This is a genomic window from Streptomyces stelliscabiei, from assembly GCF_014873495.1.
GTDB classification, from domain to species: Bacteria; Actinomycetota; Actinomycetes; order Streptomycetales; family Streptomycetaceae; genus Streptomyces; species Streptomyces bottropensis.
Map to the genome: position 1 here is coordinate 3,070,399 of NZ_JADBGF010000001.1, position 18,430 is coordinate 3,088,828.

At 67.6% G+C, this 18,430-nt stretch carries 12 protein-coding genes and 2 pseudogenes; 6 read left to right on the top strand and 8 right to left on the bottom strand.

All coding sequences use genetic code 11. The annotated features are described in order from the left end of the window. Positions 1-16: 16 nt before the first annotated feature. A complete protein-coding gene (locus tag H4687_RS13475) occupies positions 17-1,543 on the bottom strand; it encodes a family 43 glycosylhydrolase (RefSeq protein WP_404819274.1) in 1,527 nt (508 codons plus the stop codon). Between the two features lie 329 nt (positions 1,544-1,872). On the opposite strand from H4687_RS13475, the gene H4687_RS13480 reads away from it, so the two are divergent. Beyond that, entirely contained in the window at positions 1,873-2,742 is an 870-nt protein-coding gene (locus H4687_RS13480; RefSeq protein ID WP_050398466.1) for an LLM class F420-dependent oxidoreductase, read from the top strand. A 3-nt stretch (positions 2,743-2,745) separates the two neighbouring features. Beyond that, entirely contained in the window at positions 2,746-3,171 is a 426-nt protein-coding gene (locus tag H4687_RS13485; RefSeq protein ID WP_050398465.1) for a VOC family protein, read from the top strand. A gap of 215 nt (positions 3,172-3,386) precedes the next feature. Here H4687_RS13485 and H4687_RS13490 read toward each other — a convergent pair whose 3' ends face one another. Beyond that, positions 3,387-4,637 carry a TolB family protein gene (locus H4687_RS13490; protein ID WP_046920326.1) on the bottom strand — a complete coding sequence of 417 codons (1,251 nt, stop codon included), beginning with the start codon at positions 4,635-4,637 and terminating at the stop codon, positions 3,387-3,389. Positions 4,638-4,778: 141 nt separating this feature from the next. Here H4687_RS13490 and H4687_RS13495 point away from each other — a divergent pair. The 4 genes and pseudogenes from H4687_RS13495 to H4687_RS46335 form a co-directional block, all read left to right on the top strand. Next, a pseudogene (locus H4687_RS13495) lies at positions 4,779-5,367 on the top strand (maleylpyruvate isomerase N-terminal domain-containing protein); the annotation flags it as partial. Between the two features lie 168 nt (positions 5,368-5,535). Further along, positions 5,536-7,035, top strand: coding sequence for a protein kinase domain-containing protein (locus tag H4687_RS13500; RefSeq protein WP_159392197.1), 1,500 nt, complete (start codon positions 5,536-5,538; stop codon positions 7,033-7,035). A gap of 290 nt (positions 7,036-7,325) precedes the next feature. Beyond that, entirely contained in the window at positions 7,326-8,057 is a 732-nt protein-coding gene (locus H4687_RS13505; protein WP_046919674.1) for a hypothetical protein, read from the top strand. Positions 8,058-8,728: 671 nt separating this feature from the next. Continuing rightward, positions 8,729-8,857 carry a DUF6408 family protein gene (locus tag H4687_RS46335; protein WP_225966675.1) on the top strand — a complete coding sequence of 43 codons (129 nt, stop codon included), beginning with the start codon at positions 8,729-8,731 and terminating at the stop codon, positions 8,855-8,857. A 53-nt stretch (positions 8,858-8,910) separates the two neighbouring features. Here H4687_RS46335 and H4687_RS13510 read toward each other — a convergent pair whose 3' ends face one another. From H4687_RS13510 to H4687_RS13530, 6 genes and pseudogenes are all read right to left on the bottom strand, one after another. Further along, on the bottom strand, positions 8,911-10,914 hold the full coding sequence (locus tag H4687_RS13510) for a DUF2075 domain-containing protein (RefSeq protein WP_323131844.1): 2,004 nt from the start codon (positions 10,912-10,914) through the stop codon (positions 8,911-8,913). A 288-nt stretch (positions 10,915-11,202) separates the two neighbouring features. Continuing rightward, entirely contained in the window at positions 11,203-13,113 is a 1,911-nt protein-coding gene (locus H4687_RS13515; RefSeq protein WP_050398460.1) for a DUF2075 domain-containing protein, read from the bottom strand. Positions 13,114-13,704: 591 nt separating this feature from the next. Beyond that, a complete protein-coding gene (locus H4687_RS13520) occupies positions 13,705-14,958 on the bottom strand; it encodes a tyrosine-type recombinase/integrase (RefSeq protein ID WP_046913972.1) in 1,254 nt (417 codons plus the stop codon). A gap of 222 nt (positions 14,959-15,180) precedes the next feature. Beyond that, a pseudogene (locus H4687_RS48465) lies at positions 15,181-15,363 on the bottom strand (helix-turn-helix domain-containing protein); the annotation flags it as partial. 422 nt (positions 15,364-15,785) lie between these two features. Then, positions 15,786-17,486 (bottom strand): Hsp70 family protein, encoded by a 1,701-nt coding sequence (locus H4687_RS13525; protein ID WP_050398459.1) that lies wholly within the window; start codon positions 17,484-17,486, stop codon positions 15,786-15,788. After that, complete coding sequence (locus H4687_RS13530; RefSeq protein ID WP_159026099.1) at positions 17,483-18,400, bottom strand: hypothetical protein; 918 nt, start codon at positions 18,398-18,400, stop codon at positions 17,483-17,485. The genes H4687_RS13525 and H4687_RS13530 overlap by 4 nt, the downstream gene beginning before the upstream one ends. Positions 18,401-18,430 lie beyond the last annotated feature (30 nt).

The window sequence follows — 18,430 nt, forward strand, 5'->3', positions numbered from 1 at the left end:
TCTGGGCCTTTCGGGATCAGGCGGTGGTGGGGACGAGGCGCCACTGCTGGCAGTTGTTGTTCAGCCAGGACCACTGGCGTACGTCGGTGCCGTTGGCGGTGCCGCAGGCGGCGACGTCCATGACCTTGCCGGTGGCGGCGTTGACGATCCGGACGTAGTCGTTGCCGAGGTAGACCATGCGGAACTTCTGGCAGGTGTTGTTCAGCCAGGACCACTGCCGGATGTCGGTGCCGTCGGCGCTCGCGCAGTCGGTGACGTCGGCGACCTTGCCGGTGGCGACGTTCACGAGGCGGCTGGTGTCGTCGGCGCGGTCGTCGATCCGCCATTTCTGGTTGGCCCCGCCGTTGCAGGTCCACTGGGCGATGTTGGTGCCGTCGGCCGTGCCGCCGCCGGTGACGTCCAGGCACTTGCCGCTGTTGCGGTTGACGATGGTGTACGCGGTCGGCGTCGTCGCGGTCTCACCGGAGGGGCCGGCGATGGTCGCGCCGAGGGCGACCGGGGTGCCGAAGTTCGGGGTGCCGTCCGCGTTCCAGGTGAACTTCTGGGCGCGGGTCGTACGGCCGTTGTCGCAGCCGTCGCCCGCCGCGTCGTTGGCGTGGTAGACGATCCAGTTCTCGGTGCCGTCGGGCGAGGTGAAGAACCCGTTGTGGCCGGGCGCGTACACGCCGTTGGCGTCGCTGCGCTGGAAGACCGGGGTCTGCTTCTTCGTCCAGGAGGAGGCGAGCAGCGGGTCGGAGCCGGTCAGCTCCAGCTGGCCGAGCTTGTAGTCGGGGCCCCAGCAGGCGCTCGCGGAGTAGACGAGGAAGGTGCGCCCGTTGCGGTAGAGCGGCTCGGGCCCCTCGTTCACCTCACCGCTCTGCGTCTCCCAGCTCAGGGTCGGGCTGGAGATGACGGTGAAGGTGGTGGAGGCGAGGGTGTAGGGGTTGCTGAGCGGCGCGATGACGAGGCTCTGCTTGCTGCCGCCGGCCGACCCGCTGCCGAGCAGGTACAGCTTGTCGTCGTGCTTGAGCACGCTGGCGTCGATCAGCCAGCCGCCCGGGTTGAGGTTGGACCCGGCGAGCTGGTTCTTGAAGGTGTACGGCCCCATGGGGTCGGACCCGGCGCTCTCCAGCACGTACGTGCGCTGGTCGTCGCAGCAGGCGGAGTTGCGCGGCCCGGCGGAGTAGTACAGGTACCACTTGCCGTCGAAGAAGTGGATCTCCGGGGCCCACATGTTCCAGTTGCGGGTGCTCGTGGTGTCCGACCACACCTGCACACTGGGCGCGGTGCTCAGCCCGGCCAGCGTGGGCGACTTCCGCATGGTCAGCTCACCGGTGAACGAGGTCGTCACCAGGTAGTAGTTGCCGTTGTAGTACTCCAGCCAGGGGTCGGCGCCCTTCTGCGACTTGACCGGGTTGGTGTACGGCTTGCCGTCGGCCGCGGCGGCGGGGGACGCCGGCTGGACGGCCAGGAGGGACGCGAGGAGGGCCAGCAGCGCGGCCGCCGGCAGCAGACTGCGGCGGAGCGTCGACCAGCGACGGGCGCGGGTGCGGGTGCGGAACACGACATGTCCCTTCCGGGAGAGCGGCTCGTTGCCGGGCTTCCTGACCTGCCCGGAGTGTTCGATATTGCGAACACTGTGCGTAACTTCGGCCAGAAGGTATGGGTGGGGCGAGAGTGACGTCAATGGATGCGACAGATTTTCTGTCCACTTCCCTGTCCACGTCTCTGTCCACTCGTCCGTCCACTTCGCCGTCCGCGTCCCTGTGCGCCGCGCCCCTGTCCGCTCGCGCGCCGCACGGGAGGTCGGGTCGCCTCGCCCTGTGTCGCCCGGCGCCGCCTCATGCCGCCCCGTCCGGAATAGATCCGCGAGGCGGGTGGGTTGCCGTCTGCATGGTGAAACCGACGAGCACGGCACGGGTGGGACGGTACGGCGTCTGGAGCGCCGGACTGCGAACGGAGGACCCGGCCCGTAGAGGCGAACTCGCAGACTCAGCAGCGGAGTTGGAGGCGCTGGGCTACGGCGCGATCTGGCTCGGTGGCAGCACGGGCGTCCAGCACGCCGTCCCCCTGGTCGAGGCCACGTCGCACATCACCGTCGCCACCGGCATCCAGAGCATCTGGCAGCACGAGGCCGCCGACACGGCCCTACGCTTCGCCGAGCTGGAGGCCCGCCACCCCGGCCGCTTCCTCCTCGGCCTCGGCGTCAGCCACGCGAAGCTCGCGGAGCAGTACCGGCGCCCGTACGCGGCGATGGTCGCCTACCTGGACGCCCTGGACGCGGCGGGGGTGCCCGCCGACCGCCGGGTCCTGGCCGCGCTCGGCCCGAAGATGCTCCGCCTCTCCCGCGACCGCGCGGCCGGCTCCCACCCGTACCTGGTGACCCCGGAACACACCGCGGAGGCCCGCGAGGCGCTGGGCGAGGGCCCGCTCCTGGCCCCCGAGCTGAAGGTGATCCTGGAGACCGACGCCGCCCGCGCCCGTTCCACCGCCCGCGCCCACCTCGCCTTCTACCTGACCCTCCCGAACTACACGAACACCTTCCTCCGCCTCGGCTTCACCGAGTCCGACCTCGGGGACGGGGGAAGCGACCGGCTGATCGACGCGGTGTACGCGTGGGGCGCCGACGACCGGATCCGGGCGCGGGTGGACGAGTTCCACGCGGCGGGGGCGGACCATGTGGCGCTGCAGGTGATCGAGGAGGGGGCGGGGGACGTGCTGCCGCGGAAGGCTTGGGGACGGTTGGCGGAGATGATGAACTGAGGCATGGAAACCGACAAAAGGAACAGTCTGGTCAGGGGAAGCGTGGCGACCCGGCTGCCCGCACAGGACCTGGACCGGGCGAGGCGCTTCTACGCGGAGAAGCTGGGCCTGGAGCCCGTGGACGAACGGCCCGGCGGACTGCTGTACCGGTGCGGTGACACGGAGTTCGCCCTGTTCACGTCGACGGGCGCCTCGCCCGGCACCTTCACGCAGATGGGCTGGCAGGTCGACGACGTGGAGTCGGTGGTGGCGGAGCTGCGGCGGCGCGGGGTGGTGTTCGAAGAGGTCGACGTGCCCGGTCTGCGCACGGAGGGCGGCATCGCCGAGATCGACGGGAACTACCCGAGCAAGGGGGCGCGGGGCGAGCGGGCGGCCTGGTTCCGGGACAGCGAGGGGAACCTGCTGGGGATCGGGGAGCCGGTGGGCTGAGCGCGGCCGTGGTGGGGGCGGTGAGGGGTGGGCGGCAGCGGCGATGAGGGGTGGGCGGGGGCGGCCCGCATGAGCCGCCCCCGCCTCTTGGTCGAGCCCGGCGGTGGCTGTGGCTACGGCTGTGGCCGTGGCCGTGGCCGCGGCCGCGGCCGTGGCCGCGGCCGTGGCCGCGGCCGTGGCCGCGGCTGTGGCCGCGGCCGTGGCAATCAGGACTCTCAGCGCAGGGTGCGGACGAACACGTCCCCGATCAGGTTCGTGTCCTCGGGCACGAGGCCGGGATAGTAGGAGTCGAAGACGGCCGTGGACTCGTCCGTGCTCAGCGCCGCCTTCCCCACGGTGAGGGGTCTGCCGTCCTGCCCCGGCGACAACAGCTGCTCCTCGCCCGTGCACGCGTCGCGCAGGATCAGCCCGAGTGAGGTGCGGTTCGCGTCGGCCGTGTTCAGCAGCAGCTTCGAGCCGTCCGCCGACAGGTCCGACACGAGGGTGAGATCGGTGGGGGCATGGCCGTCGTACCGCCGGAGGGTGCCGGTGCGCAGGTCGCGGACGAAGGCGTTCCACGAGGGGCTGGATTCCCCGTTGGGATCCGCCCCGGGGACCAGGTCGGTGGCCACGGAGTTGAAGCCGACCTTGGACCCGTCGGCACTCAGCACGGGAGCGATCGCCGACCTGTCGGCCGCCGTCCCGTCATGGGTGGCGTCGGCCTGCACGGTACGGCCGCTCTTACGGTCGTAGACGAGGATGTCGCCCTGGTCGTCGTCGGACGGCCCGGAGTAACCCTCCAGATAGGCGACCTTGCGTCCGTCCGCGCTCATCGAGATCTGGTCGCACCGATGGACGTTCTTGGACCCGTCGGAGTCCCGGCTGACCCGCCTCACGGTGTCCGTCTTCCGGTCCAGCAGCATGACCCGGCAGGAGAACGCCCCGTTCGGGTCGACGGCGGGCCGGGCGACGAAGGCGACGTACCGCCCGTCGGCGCTGACCGGCGCGATGCCGTACGACACCTCGTAGCCGTCGCCCATGGCGGGCGCCAGCCGCCGCGTCTCCCCAGTGCTCAGGTCCATGACATACACGGAGGACGTGGCGGTGGCGGTCGCGTACGAGCCGAAGGTCAAGTACCGCCCGGAATCCGAAAGTTGCGGGGTCGAGGTCGTCTCCCCCGGCACGACGACGCGTCGCAACGGCTCCCCGGGGCCGGTCCGGTAGTACACGCTGTTGCGCACATCCGTGCCGGGCCCCAGGTTGGTGGCCGTAGAGGTGAAGGCGACGACGCGCCCGTCCGCGCTGACGACGGGGTCGGTGGAGTGGCCGTTGCCGCCGGTGGTGCCGTCGGGGGCCACGCTGATCCGCTCGGTGCGCGGCGCGAGCCTTGGTATGTCGTCCTCGCCATCGGCATGCGCGGGCCAGACAGGAGTGACGACGGCAGCCACCAGCACGGCGTTCACGAGCAGGCGTAAGGACGGTCTCATCAACTCGGCTCCCCCTTCGGCCGAGGACGACCCCAGCCGCCCCCGCACCCCCGCCGCCCCGGCCCTGCGCACGGGACTCACGAGGGTGGTGCAGGCGATGAAAGCGCGTGACCGGCGCGGGGTCAATGCATTGAACTACCTTGCGCAGGTGGACCTTTCCTCCCGTTCCTGGACAGCGTTGTCTGCCACCTCGTCATCGACGCGCAGGACGTCCTGATCACCCTGGCGACCCCGCCGACACCGCCCCCACGGCCGACGCGACGACGTACTGGCACGTCTCGCACCAACCCCCGACCGGACCGGCGACGACCCCCTGGCCGCCCTGACGATCCGCCTGGCCGCGGCCTACGAGGACCCGGCGCTCCTCAAGTTCCACCTGTCCGACGTCGGCTCCGCGGCGGGCCGCGCCGCCGAACTGACGCACCCGGCGGCCCTGGTGAGCACCCAGGACCAGGTCCTCACGGTGGACGACTACCTCTCGGTGTACGTCCTGGAGTGGACGTTGCACCACCTGGACCTGACGGCCCATGTCGTGGGTGTCCCGGGGCCGCTGCCGGAGGGGCTGGCGCATTCCCGGGCGGCGCTGGAGAGGATCGCGGGGGCCGCTTTTCCAAGGGCGTTCAGTGACGAGGATGTGCTGGTGGTGGGGACGGGAAGGCAGGGGACGACGGAGGGGGAGCTGGCCGAACTGGGATCCCTGGCGTCCAGGTTGCCTTTCGTCCTGGGCTGAGCCTTCCATCCCCTCGCTTCCCGGGCCGGACAGGTACGGCCTGGTCCCACGCGACCAGATCTACCAGTTGCGTCGTGTGAGGCGCGATCCCCGCTTCTCAAGCAGGTCCGGCGGAGATCTTTTCGCGGATGTGACACCGATGTGGCATCGATGTGGTTACGTGCAGTCATGGAGGACGAGGAGACGGTTCCGGTCGTCAACGGCAGGTATCGGCGGGAGCGACGCCTGGGGGCGGGCGGCCAGGGAGAAGCCTGGCTGGCCTTCGACGTGCACCTGCGTCGCCGGGTAGTACTCAAACAGTGCACGCTTCCTGAGGGAGTATCGGCCGAGGAGCGCGAGGTTCTCATAGCACGGGCCGAGCGCGAGGCCCGTGCGGCCGCAAAGCTCAATCATCCGGGCATCGTCACCGTGCACGATCAGTTCTCGGACCGCCACGGGCTGCCCTGGATGGTGATGGAACACGTGGACGGCCGGTCTCTTCGGGAAGTCCTTGAAGGGGGGCCACTCACCGTCACGGAGGCGGCGCGCATCGGCGAACAGATCGCGACGGCTCTTGCCGCCGCGCACGCGGTCGGAGTAGTTCACCGTGACATCAAGCCGGCCAACATCCTCCTCGCGGACGGCCGGGCGGTGATCGCCGATTTCGGGATCGCCACCATGGCGGGTGAGATCACTCTTACGCCCACAGGAACAGTGATCGGGACGCCGCAGTACACGTCCCCGGAGCAGATACTCGGCGGGTCGACTTCTTCCGCTTCGGACATGTGGTCGCTCGGAGCGACGCTGTACCGCGCAGTGGAGGGGCGCGCTCCGTTTTCCGGTGACTCCTACCCGCAACTGAGCCTGGCGGTCAGCCGCGGCGTTCCGGAGCCCATGCGCACCACTGGCGCCCTGCAGGCCCTGATCGGGCAGCTCATGCGGTTCGAACCGGCTGAGCGCCCTGCGGCAGCCGTCGCTGCGGCCTCGATGAGGGAGGTCGCCGAATACCTCCCCGCGGCCGGTCCAGGGCCGGCCGGCATTGACAGCCTGCTCGAACAAGCAACCAAAGAACGTGACGAGGGCGCCCTCGACCAAGCCGAGGACCACTACCGGTCAGCCCTCGACCTCGCCATCCAGTACCGTGCCAAACGGAAGGAAGGCTGGGCCTGGGACGGCCTCGGTTCCTGTCGCTGGCGAGACGGTGACTCCGAGATGGCGCTGAAGTTCTTCACCCGGGCCGATCGTCTTGCCGACGAGACCGACGACGCACATCTGAAGGCCTGGAGCCTGTACAACTTCGGCGTGTACCGGCGGGCACGCGGTGAACTGGCGTCGGCCAAGGACTTCTTGGAGCGGTCCCTGGCGGTGTCGGAAGCCCATCGGTGCCCAGCAGCCGCAGGCTGGACCCACCATGAGCTGGCCGAGTTGGCACAGCGCGAGGGGAACGCCCGCCAGGAGCGGGAGCACTACGCAGCAGCTCTCCGTGTCAGTCTGGCTTGCGGTGACGACGCTCTGACGGGTTGGAGTCTGATTCACGTCGCCAGGTGCGCGGAGGGCCCCGGTGACCTCCCACAGGCAGGCGAGCACTATGCGCGAGCCTTGGAGATCGGCGCCCGAGTCCACGACAAGTGGATGGTTCGGGAGGCCGAGGAGGGACTCGCGCGCATCGCTGCCCCGGCTGACCGGTAATCACCCATCGTAACGACACCCGTCGTGACGAGGCGTCGGGTGCCTCCCCGGGCCCTTACTTCTGGAGAGGGATGCGCTCCTGAGACACCGTCACATGTAATCGTATGCTGCACGGCCGTGGCAGAGCCGCGACTTCCGACTCACCCTGGGAGGTGCTGACAGTGGCCTCGCAGTCGACGATGCGCACCGCAACGCTCCGAGTGTCGACGGGTAGGAGCTGTCGGAAACCGCTCCGTAACTGGCAGCCCGGATGGGAGACTTGGGACCTAACGACCCAAGGAGCTCAAGGTATGACAACAGCCGCCCCCGAGGGACCGGATCCGGCAGCAGCCGTACGTGGGCAGCGAGCCCTCGCCCTCCTGGACAAGGCGATCGACAGCCAGAGCCTTCTGGTGCGCAAGAACATCGCCCGGGCCCGCCAGCGGAACCCAGAGGCGACACCGGCACAGGTAATCCGCAATCTGGAGCGGATGTACGTCAGCGCCTTGACCGGGACGGGTGCCGCGGTGGGAGGAACTGCGGCCGCGCCCGGCGTCGGTACGGGAGTCGCACTGGCGCTATCGGCAGGCGAGGCCCTGTCATCTCTTGAGCTGAGCGCACTCTTCGCGCTTTCGCTCGCTGAAGCCCACGGAGTCCCCATCGACGAGGTCGAGCGCCGCCGGACGATCGTCATGGGAATCATGCTCGGCGGCAGCGGCACCGCCACCATCACCAAGGTCGCCGAACGGACGGGGCAGCACTGGGGACGTCAGGTTGTCGCCAAAGTGCCAGTCGAGACGTTGCGTCAGATCAACAAGATCTTGGGGAAGAACTTCGTCACGAAGTACGGGACCAAGCAGGGCATCATCGTTCTCGGTCGAGTGGCACCGTTCGGTATCGGCGCAGTGATCGGTGGTGGCGCCAACGCTGCGATGGCCACTCTGGCCGTGAGGGCCGGCCGTCGCGCATTCGGGTCGGCGCCGACGTCGTGGCATGAGCTGACGCACAGCGCACCACCACCGTCCGAGAACTCGCCTGTCTGACCCGCACCTCGCCACCGCACTCGATCGCGGCACACCCCTGCGCAAAGCCTGGCGGACCGTCCCGTCGAGATAGCCGACGAGGTGCCGGTCGAGACCCGCAGGACGCAGTTGCGGATACGGCGGACATCAGTGCAACCCAGGGGGTGCTCGTGGGCCAGCGGAAGGTCCAGTGGTCGGCGCGGAGGGGCCGTGGCACCGGCTGACCGTTGCCGTGACCAACTGGTCGGCTCGGCAGCCGCTCGCGGGGCCGAGCCCACGCCCCAGCGTAGTCCTCAGCCTCGGCGCGAGCCACGGATCTCGCCGCCCGGCTCGGTGACCCAGCCCGTCGAGATCACCGGGTAGTTCCGGACCTTCGGATGAGTTTGCGCAGGACCGACAACCGCACAGTCCCAGCCGATGTCATCGCGATCGACGTCGTCCCTCCGTCGCCACCCGCTGACGCGTGGGCGGAGCCACCACGGCGGCCAAAATCAATCTGTGCCAACAGACCCGTGCATTAACGTGGTTACTCGCTGCGCACCTTCCCGGAGGGTACGTCGGCGGTGTTCCAGGTGCCGTTCTTCGGCGATGAGCAACGAGTGGTCTCCATCGCGTGTCTCACACGGTGTGACTGCGGATGCCCGGTAGGGCGATCCCTGCCATTCCCAGCTCACGCTCAGGAGTGGAATCCGATGAACCCCGTTGAGTACAAGCTTGCACGTCGTGACCGAATTCGTCAGATTTTGGTCGACGTCACGGTGGGAGTCATCACCAATATGATGGTGACGGCCCTCATCGTGGTAGCGCGCTTGGTCTTCTGACCGGCAGGTGGCGGGCCCGGGAGCGCCCGCCACTCCAGACACTGGTTCCGATGTCAGAAGAGACGCAATTCGCCGGGCGGAGTGCCCTTCTGCTGACGCTTCCGGCGGCGTCGGCCTCGGCCGGGGCGGGGCAGATGTGGCTGACGCGCCTGCTCGGGCAGATTCTCCCAAGTGGGTCGTAGATCGTGGATCTCGACGTCGCCGACGAGCCCCTTCAAGTAGTCGCGGGTCTCCTCGTCCGTGGAGTAGAGCACGGTCGCCCGGCTCGCCCGCGTCATCAGCACGTGGTACGCGTGCCGGACGAGGCGGGCGAACTCGTCATCGTCCACGGTCTTCGGCCTCACCTTGGGATCGAACGACCCGGGAACGGCCACCCGCTTGACGCCCGCCTCCTTGTCCGCCCTCTCCTTGCCCCGGCGGAACACCCAGCGGTCGCCCCGGCGCACCATGTCCTCGCCCATGATCACGCCGCACCAGTCCCACTCCAGGCCCTGCGCGGTGTACACACAGCCGATCTGGCCGAGGCCGTTCTCGTGCACGGACCAGATCTTGGAGGGCGGGACGGTCTTGTTCTCGCAGAAGGAGTCGCTGTCCGCGTTCCACGGCCGGTGCCAGTCACCGATCCGGACGTCGGGCTCAAGTCGCTTCTCCTTGCCCAGGGGTTTCGTCCAGGGCCAGCAGTATCCGGCGACCATGCGCGCGGACGCTCCCGCCCTGGCCTCCGAGCGAATGATCCGCTCGAGTTCTTCCGGGCTGTCCACGACCTCGACATGCATCAGTCCGTCCGGGGTCCACGGCTCCGCCTCCGCGTCGGACACTCCCAACGCGCCGCGCACCCAGCGAATGTAGGCGTCGCTGCCGCCGCACCGGAACTGTTCCCGCAGGCGGCTACGGACCAGTTGGGCGTCGTAGCGCCGTGCCGCGTCCTCCACGAGAGCGGCGGTGCCGACCTCCTGCGGGCGCACGGACTGACCCTCGTCGAGGAAGAAGATCGTCAACCGGGACGCGTCGAGCAGTTCGTCCACCTGGGGCTTGGTGCCCCAGTCCTCGGGTTTCCAGAAGCGGTTGGTGGAGCGGTCACGCAGGCGATGGGCCTCGTCGCAGATCAGCACGTCCAGGGGCGGGTCGGGCGAGGTGACAAAGTTGCTGAAGTAGGTGAAGGTCTCCTTGAACTCCCGGTCTCCGTAACCGACATGTTCCTGCAGGGCTCCGTTGAATGCCCGGCTGCCGCTCGCGTACTTGACCGTATGGCCATCGGCCTCCAGTTCTGCCTTTAGCTGGAGGCCGATGGCGCTCTTGCCGGTACCGGCACCGCCCGTGACGAGGAACACCACTCGCCGCTCGTCGGGGAGCATCGCGGGCCGCTGGGGATCGGGAAGAACCTTGGCGGCAGTATCAAGAATCTGGTCGGCGACCTTCTTCTGCCGGCCACGCAGGGTGAAAACCGTGTCCTCTCCGTTGGAGCGGATCATGGCGTCGAGCAACGGGGTGTTGCGCAGACCCATGCTCCGTAACAGGATCTCGGCCGCCGAGTCGGCACCGTCGGCGGCGAAGCTGCTCCGCAGGTCCGACAGCAATTGGGCACGGCGGTCGCCGGTGTAGACCCGGGCGTAGGAACCGGTCGGCGCGTCCACGCCGACCAGCGGGAGCACTGCGGCGTCGGTGGCGTTGTGCAGATAGGCGAAGCCGCCGCACTCGTATTCCAGTCCGTGCAGCGGTCCTCGGTCACCCGTGAACGCCTCGTAGTACTCGCGCAGTTGCAGCGCGGGATGCTTCTTCTCCCCCATACCGGGGACATGCACCAGTTCCGCGGTGGCTCGCTCCACCCGGGTCACCGTCGACCAGCGCTTCAGCTCGACGAGTTGGACGGACAGCCCGTTCTCTTCGGGATGATGGCCCACGAGGACGACGTCGATGAGTCGCGGGTCCCCGGCGCGGTCGGCCTCGTCGAGCGTGGCCGCGCACTCGACGACCATCTCGACGTTCCCACGGTCGGCGGCGACCAGATCCTCGGCAAGATGCACCAGGCTCTCTGCCCAGGCGGAACGTTCAGTCAACGAGGCGTCGGTACTGAGGAAGTGCTTCCACCTCGCGGCGAGGTGGGGCACCATACGGCGTCTCGAGTTCAGGTTCAGCAGATCCCGCGCTGCCAGTTTCAGCAGGAGCATGGACACGAGGTGGATCCCCCAGGGCACGAGTGACTCGTGCGGATGGGGGCATGTCCACGTGGGGAAGCCCGTCGGGCCGCAATGACGCCTGGGATCCTAGGGAAGTGATCACCCTCCCAGCGCATATGACACATCGGTCGGCTGGAAGCACGGGCATCATGGCCGGATATCGCGTGCTCACCGCCGCAGAAGGGGCTCCTCGATCGGTGCAGGCCGCGGCCCAGGTCGGCCGGGCACCAGCTCCCGCAGCTTCTCCCGGGTCTCCGGATCGGTCGAGTACACGATCGTGCCGACCATCCCCCGCGTCAGCAGCACCTTGTACGTGTTGCGGATGAGACGGTCCACATCGGTGTCCGGTGTGGACTTCTTGAACACCGGGTCCTTGGACGCGGTGCGGTCGGTGATCCAGCGGTCACGCCGCCAGACCAGGTCCGGGCCGATGATCACGCCGGACCAGTCGTACTCGAACCCCTGGGCGGTGTAGACGCAGCCGATCTGCCCGAAGCCCGCTGGGTCGGTGGCCCACAGCGCGGACGGGGGCGCGCCGGAGACCGACCGGTCCCCGCGCAGGTTCCAAGGCCGGGCCCAGCCCCCGATGGCGACGTCGGGAGGGAGCGGATCGCCGGACTTGGGCTCGGGGGACCACCGCCAGCAGTAGCCCGCGGACATCCGGGCACCGTATTTCTCGGCGCGGCGGGCGTCGAGGAACGCCTCCAGTTCTTCAGGGCTGTCGGCGACCAGCAACTGCATGCGGTCGTCGGGCTCCCACACGACCGGCCCGCCGGGCTCGAGGCCGAGGAGCCGGACCACCCAGCGTAGGTAGGCGTCGCTGCCTCCGCAGCGGAACTGGCTGTCCAGGGGAACGACATGGCAGTCGATACCCCGCCTGGACGCGGCCTCACGGATTTCGCCCACGGTGCCCATCTCGCCGGGACGCACCACTTGGTGCTCGTCGAGGAAGAAGACAGGTACGTGGGCGACGTCGATGAGTTCGTCGATCTGTGCCCTGCCCGTCCTCAGCGCCGCGCGGGTGTAGCGGTTGGCGGACGTCTCCCGAATGCGGTGCGCCTCATCACAGATCAGAGCACCCAGGCTGTTCTTCTCCGTGGTCATGAAGCTGTTGAAGTACTTGAAGAGATCCTGGACCTCCCGTTTCCGGGAGCCTGCCACCTTGCGCATCGTCTTGGTGAACGACTGTGAGCCGGTCGCGTGGACCGCGGCCACGCCCCTCCGGTAGAGCTCGCCGAGCAGTTGGAGCGCGATCACGCTCTTCCCGGTACCGGGGCCGCCAGTGACGATGACGACTTCCTTGTGGTCGGCGCGCTTCGCCCGCTCCACCGCGTTGAGCACCATGCGGTAGGCGACCTGCTGCTCGTCGAGGAGGACGAACTGCTGGCGCTCCCGCACTTCCTGAGCCGCCACGGACATCAACTGCTTCGACGGCACGGTGGCGCCCGCGAGCAGTTCGTCCGCCGCACGGGCGCCGGGGTGCTTGTCGCTCAGCTTCGACCGGAGGTGCTCCAGGAACGCACCGCGACGCTCTCCGGTGAAGAGCAGTCCCTGTCCGTCGCGCTCGATCTCCCGCAGCCCCGTCACCCCGAACTCGGTGGCGTTGTGCAGGAAGGCCACTCCGTGGATCCGCTCACCGTACTCGGCCACCGCGCCGTTGAAGTTGACCAGGTAGTCGCAGTACCGCCGCACCTGCTCGATCGGGTTGAGCACGGGGTGCGTGTAGGCGTCGACATGGCACAGGGTGGGGTCGTCCTCGTGCGGAGCCGCCTGACTCCACTGCTTCAGCTCCACCACCACGTAGGACGGCTCCTGCGTGACCGGGTGCAAGCCGGCGAGGATGACGTCGGCGCGCTTGCTGTTCAGCGGTAGCGCGTACTCCAGCATGACCTCGACGTCGCCCAGGCCGGCGTCGTTGAGCGCGGCGGTCAGAAGCGGGATGCTTCGCTCCCAGGAACGCGCCTCCGAATCTCCGGGCCGATAGCCGTGCATGTGGACGAACTGCTCGGTGAGGTGCAGGAACAGCGAACCGTCGAGTGCCATGACGGCGACCGTTTTCGCGGACGCGCGGAACAGCAAGAACTTCCCCCAGGCAGCACGAAAAGACTCGTGCGGGTGGGGGCATGTCCTCTAAGACTCCACCGGGGTGGAGCGGAAGCCCGTCGGGCCGCGTTGACGATAAGTGTGAGAGTACCTGGCTGAACGCACAGTCGTACCGATGATCACCCGGGACGGCAGCGGACGCCGTGCCGGTCTCCCCTACCGAAGCCATTTGTCAGCGAGTCGATCACTCGCGTGGTCGACAACCCCTCGCATGGCGACTGCCCCGCCCTACTGGCTCAGCAGCCCTCCGAACGTCATGAAGAGAGCCCACCTGAACGAACCAGGAACCCTGGGCGGGCATCAAGCAGGCCATGCGACTCGATCAAGTCCCCTGCGGCGATCAACACGTCGATGTCACCGGTCAGCACGCCCTGGAGTGATATGTACTGCTGTCGCACTCGATGCGCCTACGTCGCAGTGCCTTTGAGAAGGCGAAGCCGCAGGTGGCGGCAGACGAGTCGGGCTGTACGCCGGGTAGAGTCCCACTCAGGGAGCGATCAAGCTCTGACCTGCATCTTTACGGCCATCCGGCGGCTGGCTTCGCCCTCTGGGACTTCTCAGGGACTTTCAGTCGAGGTCAGTGAGCCACGCCTCGATCGCGGACAGTCCCCGTGCGCCGGCCTGCGGCATGAAGTGGGTGTACGTCCGGAGCGTGAACGCCGGATCGGAGTGCCCCAGCCACTTCGCGAGCGAGACGATCGACTCACCGGCTTCGAGCATCACCGAGGCATACGTGTGACGCAAGACGTGGAAGCCGTGCTCGCGGCTCGGCTCCCATACACGCGACGGCTTCTCGCCCGGCTGACGCTCGGGCAGCGGCGGGATGACTCCCACTTCGGCGAGCGCGGGCTTCCACGCCTTGGTGTTCCAAGTGGTTCGGTTGATCGCGCCGCGCCGTCCTGTATAGACGAGGAGGCGAACCGTCACCTTGCGCCGGTCCTCGCGTGCAAGGTCAGGCTCCTCGGGGTCCAACCACGGCAGGGTCACTTCGATCGGTTCGAAATGCTCCTGATGCATGAGGATCCGCTTCGCGAGCGCCTGGGGCAGAGGCGCGTCGCGTTCCTTGCCGCCTTTGGGCGGACCGAAGTACAGCTGCGACTTGTACATGAGGATCTGCCGCTCCACGTGCACGAACCCGTCGTGGACATCGTCTGGGCTGAACCCGAACACTTCACCCTGCCGGAGTCCGCACCCGACGCCGAGGTCGACGGTGATCCGGTACCGCGCGGCCAGCGCCTCCCGTACGGCGTCGACACGGCCCTGCTCCCAGGCGCGAGCCTTGCGCTCCGGCTTCTTCGGCGGCTTGATCGAGCTGTTGCCCTTGCACGGGTTGCGGTAGAGCCGCTTGTCCTCGACCGCGGCCTGCATGATCGCCTTGAGGTACACCCACGCGACATAGGCCGTGCTCGATGCCATCGCCCTCTGAACGTCGGCCGACCACTTGCGCAGCTCCGCGACGCCGATGTCCCTGAGCGCCATGTCTCCGAGCTGCGGCAGCACCTGCCCCCAGATGCGGTGCCTCATGCTCTCCAGCGTCTGGGCAGGGTGCACCTGGGACGGCCACCAGTGCTTCTCGACGTACTCACGAAGGCTGATCGCACCGTCTCGCGCGTCGACGAAATCACCTCGACGCGTGTCGGTTTGAGCCTCAGCCAGCCACGCCTTGGCGTCCGCGACCGTGTCGAATGACCGGTCGCGGACCCCCGGTATCCCCTTGACGCGGTAGCGCGTGCACTTGCCCCATAGGGCGGTGCGCTCGCGCTTGCCCGTCTCCTTATTCGGCCGCTTCTTGAGCCACCGGTCTTCGATGTAACCCGCCATACCCGTCTTACCTCGGCCTCGCCTTGCTTCTCTCGGCGCGATCTGCGTCGCGATCAGACACACAGACGATCTCCGTGTGCATGAAATTCCGAGTGCTGCTGAACTCTTGAAAGCCGTTATGCCAGGTCGGGCAGCCCGACGGCGCTCACGCTGCTGCGGGGCCTTGTTCAGCGGGTTGAGGGCCGGGTTCGACCGTGAGTCCGCCTGCTGCTGCTCGCTGAGCCACGCGTCGAGGAGGTCCCGGCGGTACATGACCCTCCCGCCGGGCCCCATCCGGAAGCTGGGCGGCCCTTGCCGGCGGTGCCGCCAGACATAGAGGGTGTTCACCGAGATGCCCATGTACTTCGCAGCGTCCTGAACATTCAGGAACGCAGCCTCAACAGCAGACTTGGACTGGTTACGCATCGCGTGTCTCCGGGGTAAGCGCTGCAGAAGCAGCGGACTTTCCGTCCTCTCGCCCACCGCGCGGCGAAGCCGCACGGATAACTACTGGCGAGCAGGATCAGAATCCGGAGAATCAGTGATTTGGTGCAGCTGCCTCTTCGTGATAGAGGACGGCAGGCGGCCATCATCTGCCGACGTTCTCGCACCTAAACAGCATGTCGCTCTGACTCGAATTAGATCTGTCCCCTGCCATCCGGCGGCCGAACTCATCCGACGCCGACAGCCGATCACCCCATTCCGGTCGCGCGCATCCAGACACCATCGAGCAGCCTGCTCAACGCTGCGGCGATCGGGTTATCGCGCTGCTCATCCTCCCCGTCGTTGACCTACTGGTGGTGCTTCTCATCTGAATTGCGGACCAAGTACAGTGAGGCGGCTCACTCCTACAACCTATGCTGGGGAGTCCCGTTCACCGACAAGCCCGCATCGGGCCCTGGGGCCGGTGGCGGGGCATCGGCCGTCGGAATTCCGGGGGCAGAACCTTCTTCAGCAACAGCGTGGTCGCCCCCGATGAAGGGGGTGTCCACGTGCCCGAGAAGCCGCTGCAGTTCGCCGTCCAGTCCGCTCTGGAGCGGAGTCCCATCCGGTCCGAACGAATCGATCTCTTTCTCGCTCAGCAGCTTCTGCGTGCGCTCATGCACCGCCTTCACCTTGAGGATGCCGCTGTGGTCGTACTGGAACTGGATGGTGATCGCGTTAAGCTGCGGATCCTGCTCGGGCTTGGGGAGTTTCACCTCCAGTTGGGCCAGCGGGAAAGCCCGGTCGCTGTCTGCCGGGAAGCCCTTCTCGCCCTCGATGACCTCGACCGTGACACTGGTGGCACCGGGCGCTGCCGGGGGAAACGTCTTCTCTCCCCGAGCGATGAGAGTTCGGTTTCGCTCAATGATGGGGAAGAAGCCCTTCCGAGGCCCGGCGTCGAAGGCCGTGCCGAGGTCGTAGTTCGTGACGAGACTGAAGCGGTCGCGCTCAAGGTGGTTGTCGAGGGCAGCGGAGTAGATCGCCGCCCCGCGGGCCACTGCCGTCATCGGGTGACACAGTCTCGGGTCAACGATGCGGTCTGCGCCAAGGATGGTCCCGACCGCCTCGCGAGCCTCCGGAATCTGCGAAGTACCGCCGATCATCAAGACAGCTTCGATGTCCTGCGCGTCAAATCCAAGGTCGCTCAGGCACTCCTCGATGGGCTGCATGGCGCGTTTGATCAGCGGAGCGACGGCTGCGGCGTACTCCTCACGCGACACGGTGAGAGTCTTACCGAGTGCCGGCAGGTCGAAGGGCACTTCGCGTACATCGCGGCGCGATAGCGCAATCTTCGTCAACTCGACATCCCGACGCCAGCGGTTGCGCTCCCTCACCGTTAGCTTCTCCGGGACCTCTCCCAGCTTCGCAAGGAAGATACGAGCGAGCGCCTCGTCGAACTCGAGTCCTCCCAGGGCCGCGATACCCCGGGAGCTCAGCTCGTCGAAGTTGCGACCGTCGTGTTCGAGGACCGTGACATCGATCGTGCCGCCGCCCCAGTCGAATATGAGGAAACGGCCCGCCCCCTCGTTGCCATTGGCGTACGAGATCGCTGCAGCGGTGGGCTCGTTGAGGAGCGCCTTGACCTTGATGCCTGCGAGCAGAGCCGCAGCACGGGTGCGGTAGCGCGCGCCTCCGGTGGCGTTGGCCGGCACTGTCACTACAGCCTCGGACAGGTCCAGAAGGTGGTTGTCCGCCGCGCTCTTCATCCGTGAGAAGAGGGCAGCAGCGGCCGTGGTGCTGCGGAATGGCTCGCCACCGATCCAGGCATGGTGCTCTTCGAGGTGAGGCGTGCCGGACTCGGTCTGCTCAGCGCCCGCCGACCGCGTGCCGAGCATGCGCTTCACAGCGTCGACGGGCTCCCCTGTGGTGGTCTTGGCGGCCCACCCAAAGCAGAGCGTCCGCTGGAGGTCACGCACCGACATTACGGAGGGGAACAACTCCTCGAATTCAGGCTCCCGCCACTGGGCGGGGAGGTTTTCGCCGTCGATCGGCAGGACCTCTGTCTCCTCACCGGTCCACCGGGCAACGACCGAGTTGCTGGTACCGAAGTCGATCCCGTAGGTCATTGCTTCCTCCCGACCGGCTTGTAGCCGCGGTACGCGACTTTGGCGAGCATCATCTTGGTGAAGCCACCGTGCGACTGCGTACCCGCGGCTGACGGTTCTTCGGCAACCTGCGGAGAGATCTCCTGCGGCTCGTCCACGTTCTCCTGCGACGCGGACAGTTCCTCCTCCGCTTGGACGGCCACGGTCACGTGGCTGGCATTGGTAACCGTCGGCACTTCGGGCGCTGCCGGAGCGTCCGAACCGGGACTGGACACATCCCGCACGGAGGGATCCGACGCGGCACTACCTCCGATGGCATCGGTCTCCGTGCCGTCGTCCGCTTCGGCGGGCACAGCGCTGACGCCGTGCGGTATAGCCGTATGGGCATGGCGTCGGCGGTCATGGACCTTGACGCCGTCCCATGAGAGCCCCTGCGCAGGGAGCGTGCGGACCCATCCTCGCTCGACGATGCGACCGGACTCACTATCGCTGTACGCCGGAGAGAGGAGTTCGTATTGGGGTGTGGAACCGGCGACGGCCGTGTCGGAACCGCCGTCGTCAGCCAGGTTGAAGGCCGCAAGGTCGTCGGTATCCGAGATGCGCCGCAGCCCTGCCTTAGAGATCTCCGCATCGATTCGGTTCCTCAGCTCCGAGAGGCTCCCGGCCTGGCTGGCCGCTCGGTCGATGACAGCGAGCTGAGCAAGGTGGAGCTGCCTGGTCCGCATGCCCTCGACAACAGCGGTCCGCAAGGCTTCAGCGACCTGGCGGCTTGCGGCGCGGATCACCTGCGTGCGGCCGTCCTTACTGTTGTCTCCGTCTTCACCCGGCCTGAGGGCCGACTCCGTGATCGTACGAAGGCCTTCCTGCATCGTCGGCTCGACCACCGCCAGGACGGACTTCAGCAGGGCTGCGGCATCGAAGGTGCCGGGCTCCACGCGGGGGTGGGCGCTCCCGGCAGTCCAGGG

Coding starts and splice junctions, on each gene's coding strand:
- H4687_RS13505 (WP_046919674.1), top strand. CDS start 7,326: ATGACAACAGCCGCCCCCGAGGGACCGGATCCGGCAGCAGCCGTACGT.
- H4687_RS13525 (WP_050398459.1), bottom strand. CDS start 17,486: ATGACCTACGGGATCGACTTCGGTACCAGCAACTCGGTCGTTGCCCGG.
- H4687_RS46335 (WP_225966675.1), top strand. CDS start 8,729: ATGAACCCCGTTGAGTACAAGCTTGCACGTCGTGACCGAATTCGTCAG.
- H4687_RS13520 (WP_046913972.1), bottom strand. CDS start 14,958: ATGGCGGGTTACATCGAAGACCGGTGGCTCAAGAAGCGGCCGAATAAG.
- H4687_RS13500 (WP_159392197.1), top strand. CDS start 5,536: ATGGAGGACGAGGAGACGGTTCCGGTCGTCAACGGCAGGTATCGGCGG.
- H4687_RS13490 (WP_046920326.1), bottom strand. CDS start 4,637: ATGAGACCGTCCTTACGCCTGCTCGTGAACGCCGTGCTGGTGGCTGCC.
- H4687_RS13485 (WP_050398465.1), top strand. CDS start 2,746: ATGGAAACCGACAAAAGGAACAGTCTGGTCAGGGGAAGCGTGGCGACC.
- H4687_RS13480 (WP_050398466.1), top strand. CDS start 1,873: ATGGTGAAACCGACGAGCACGGCACGGGTGGGACGGTACGGCGTCTGG.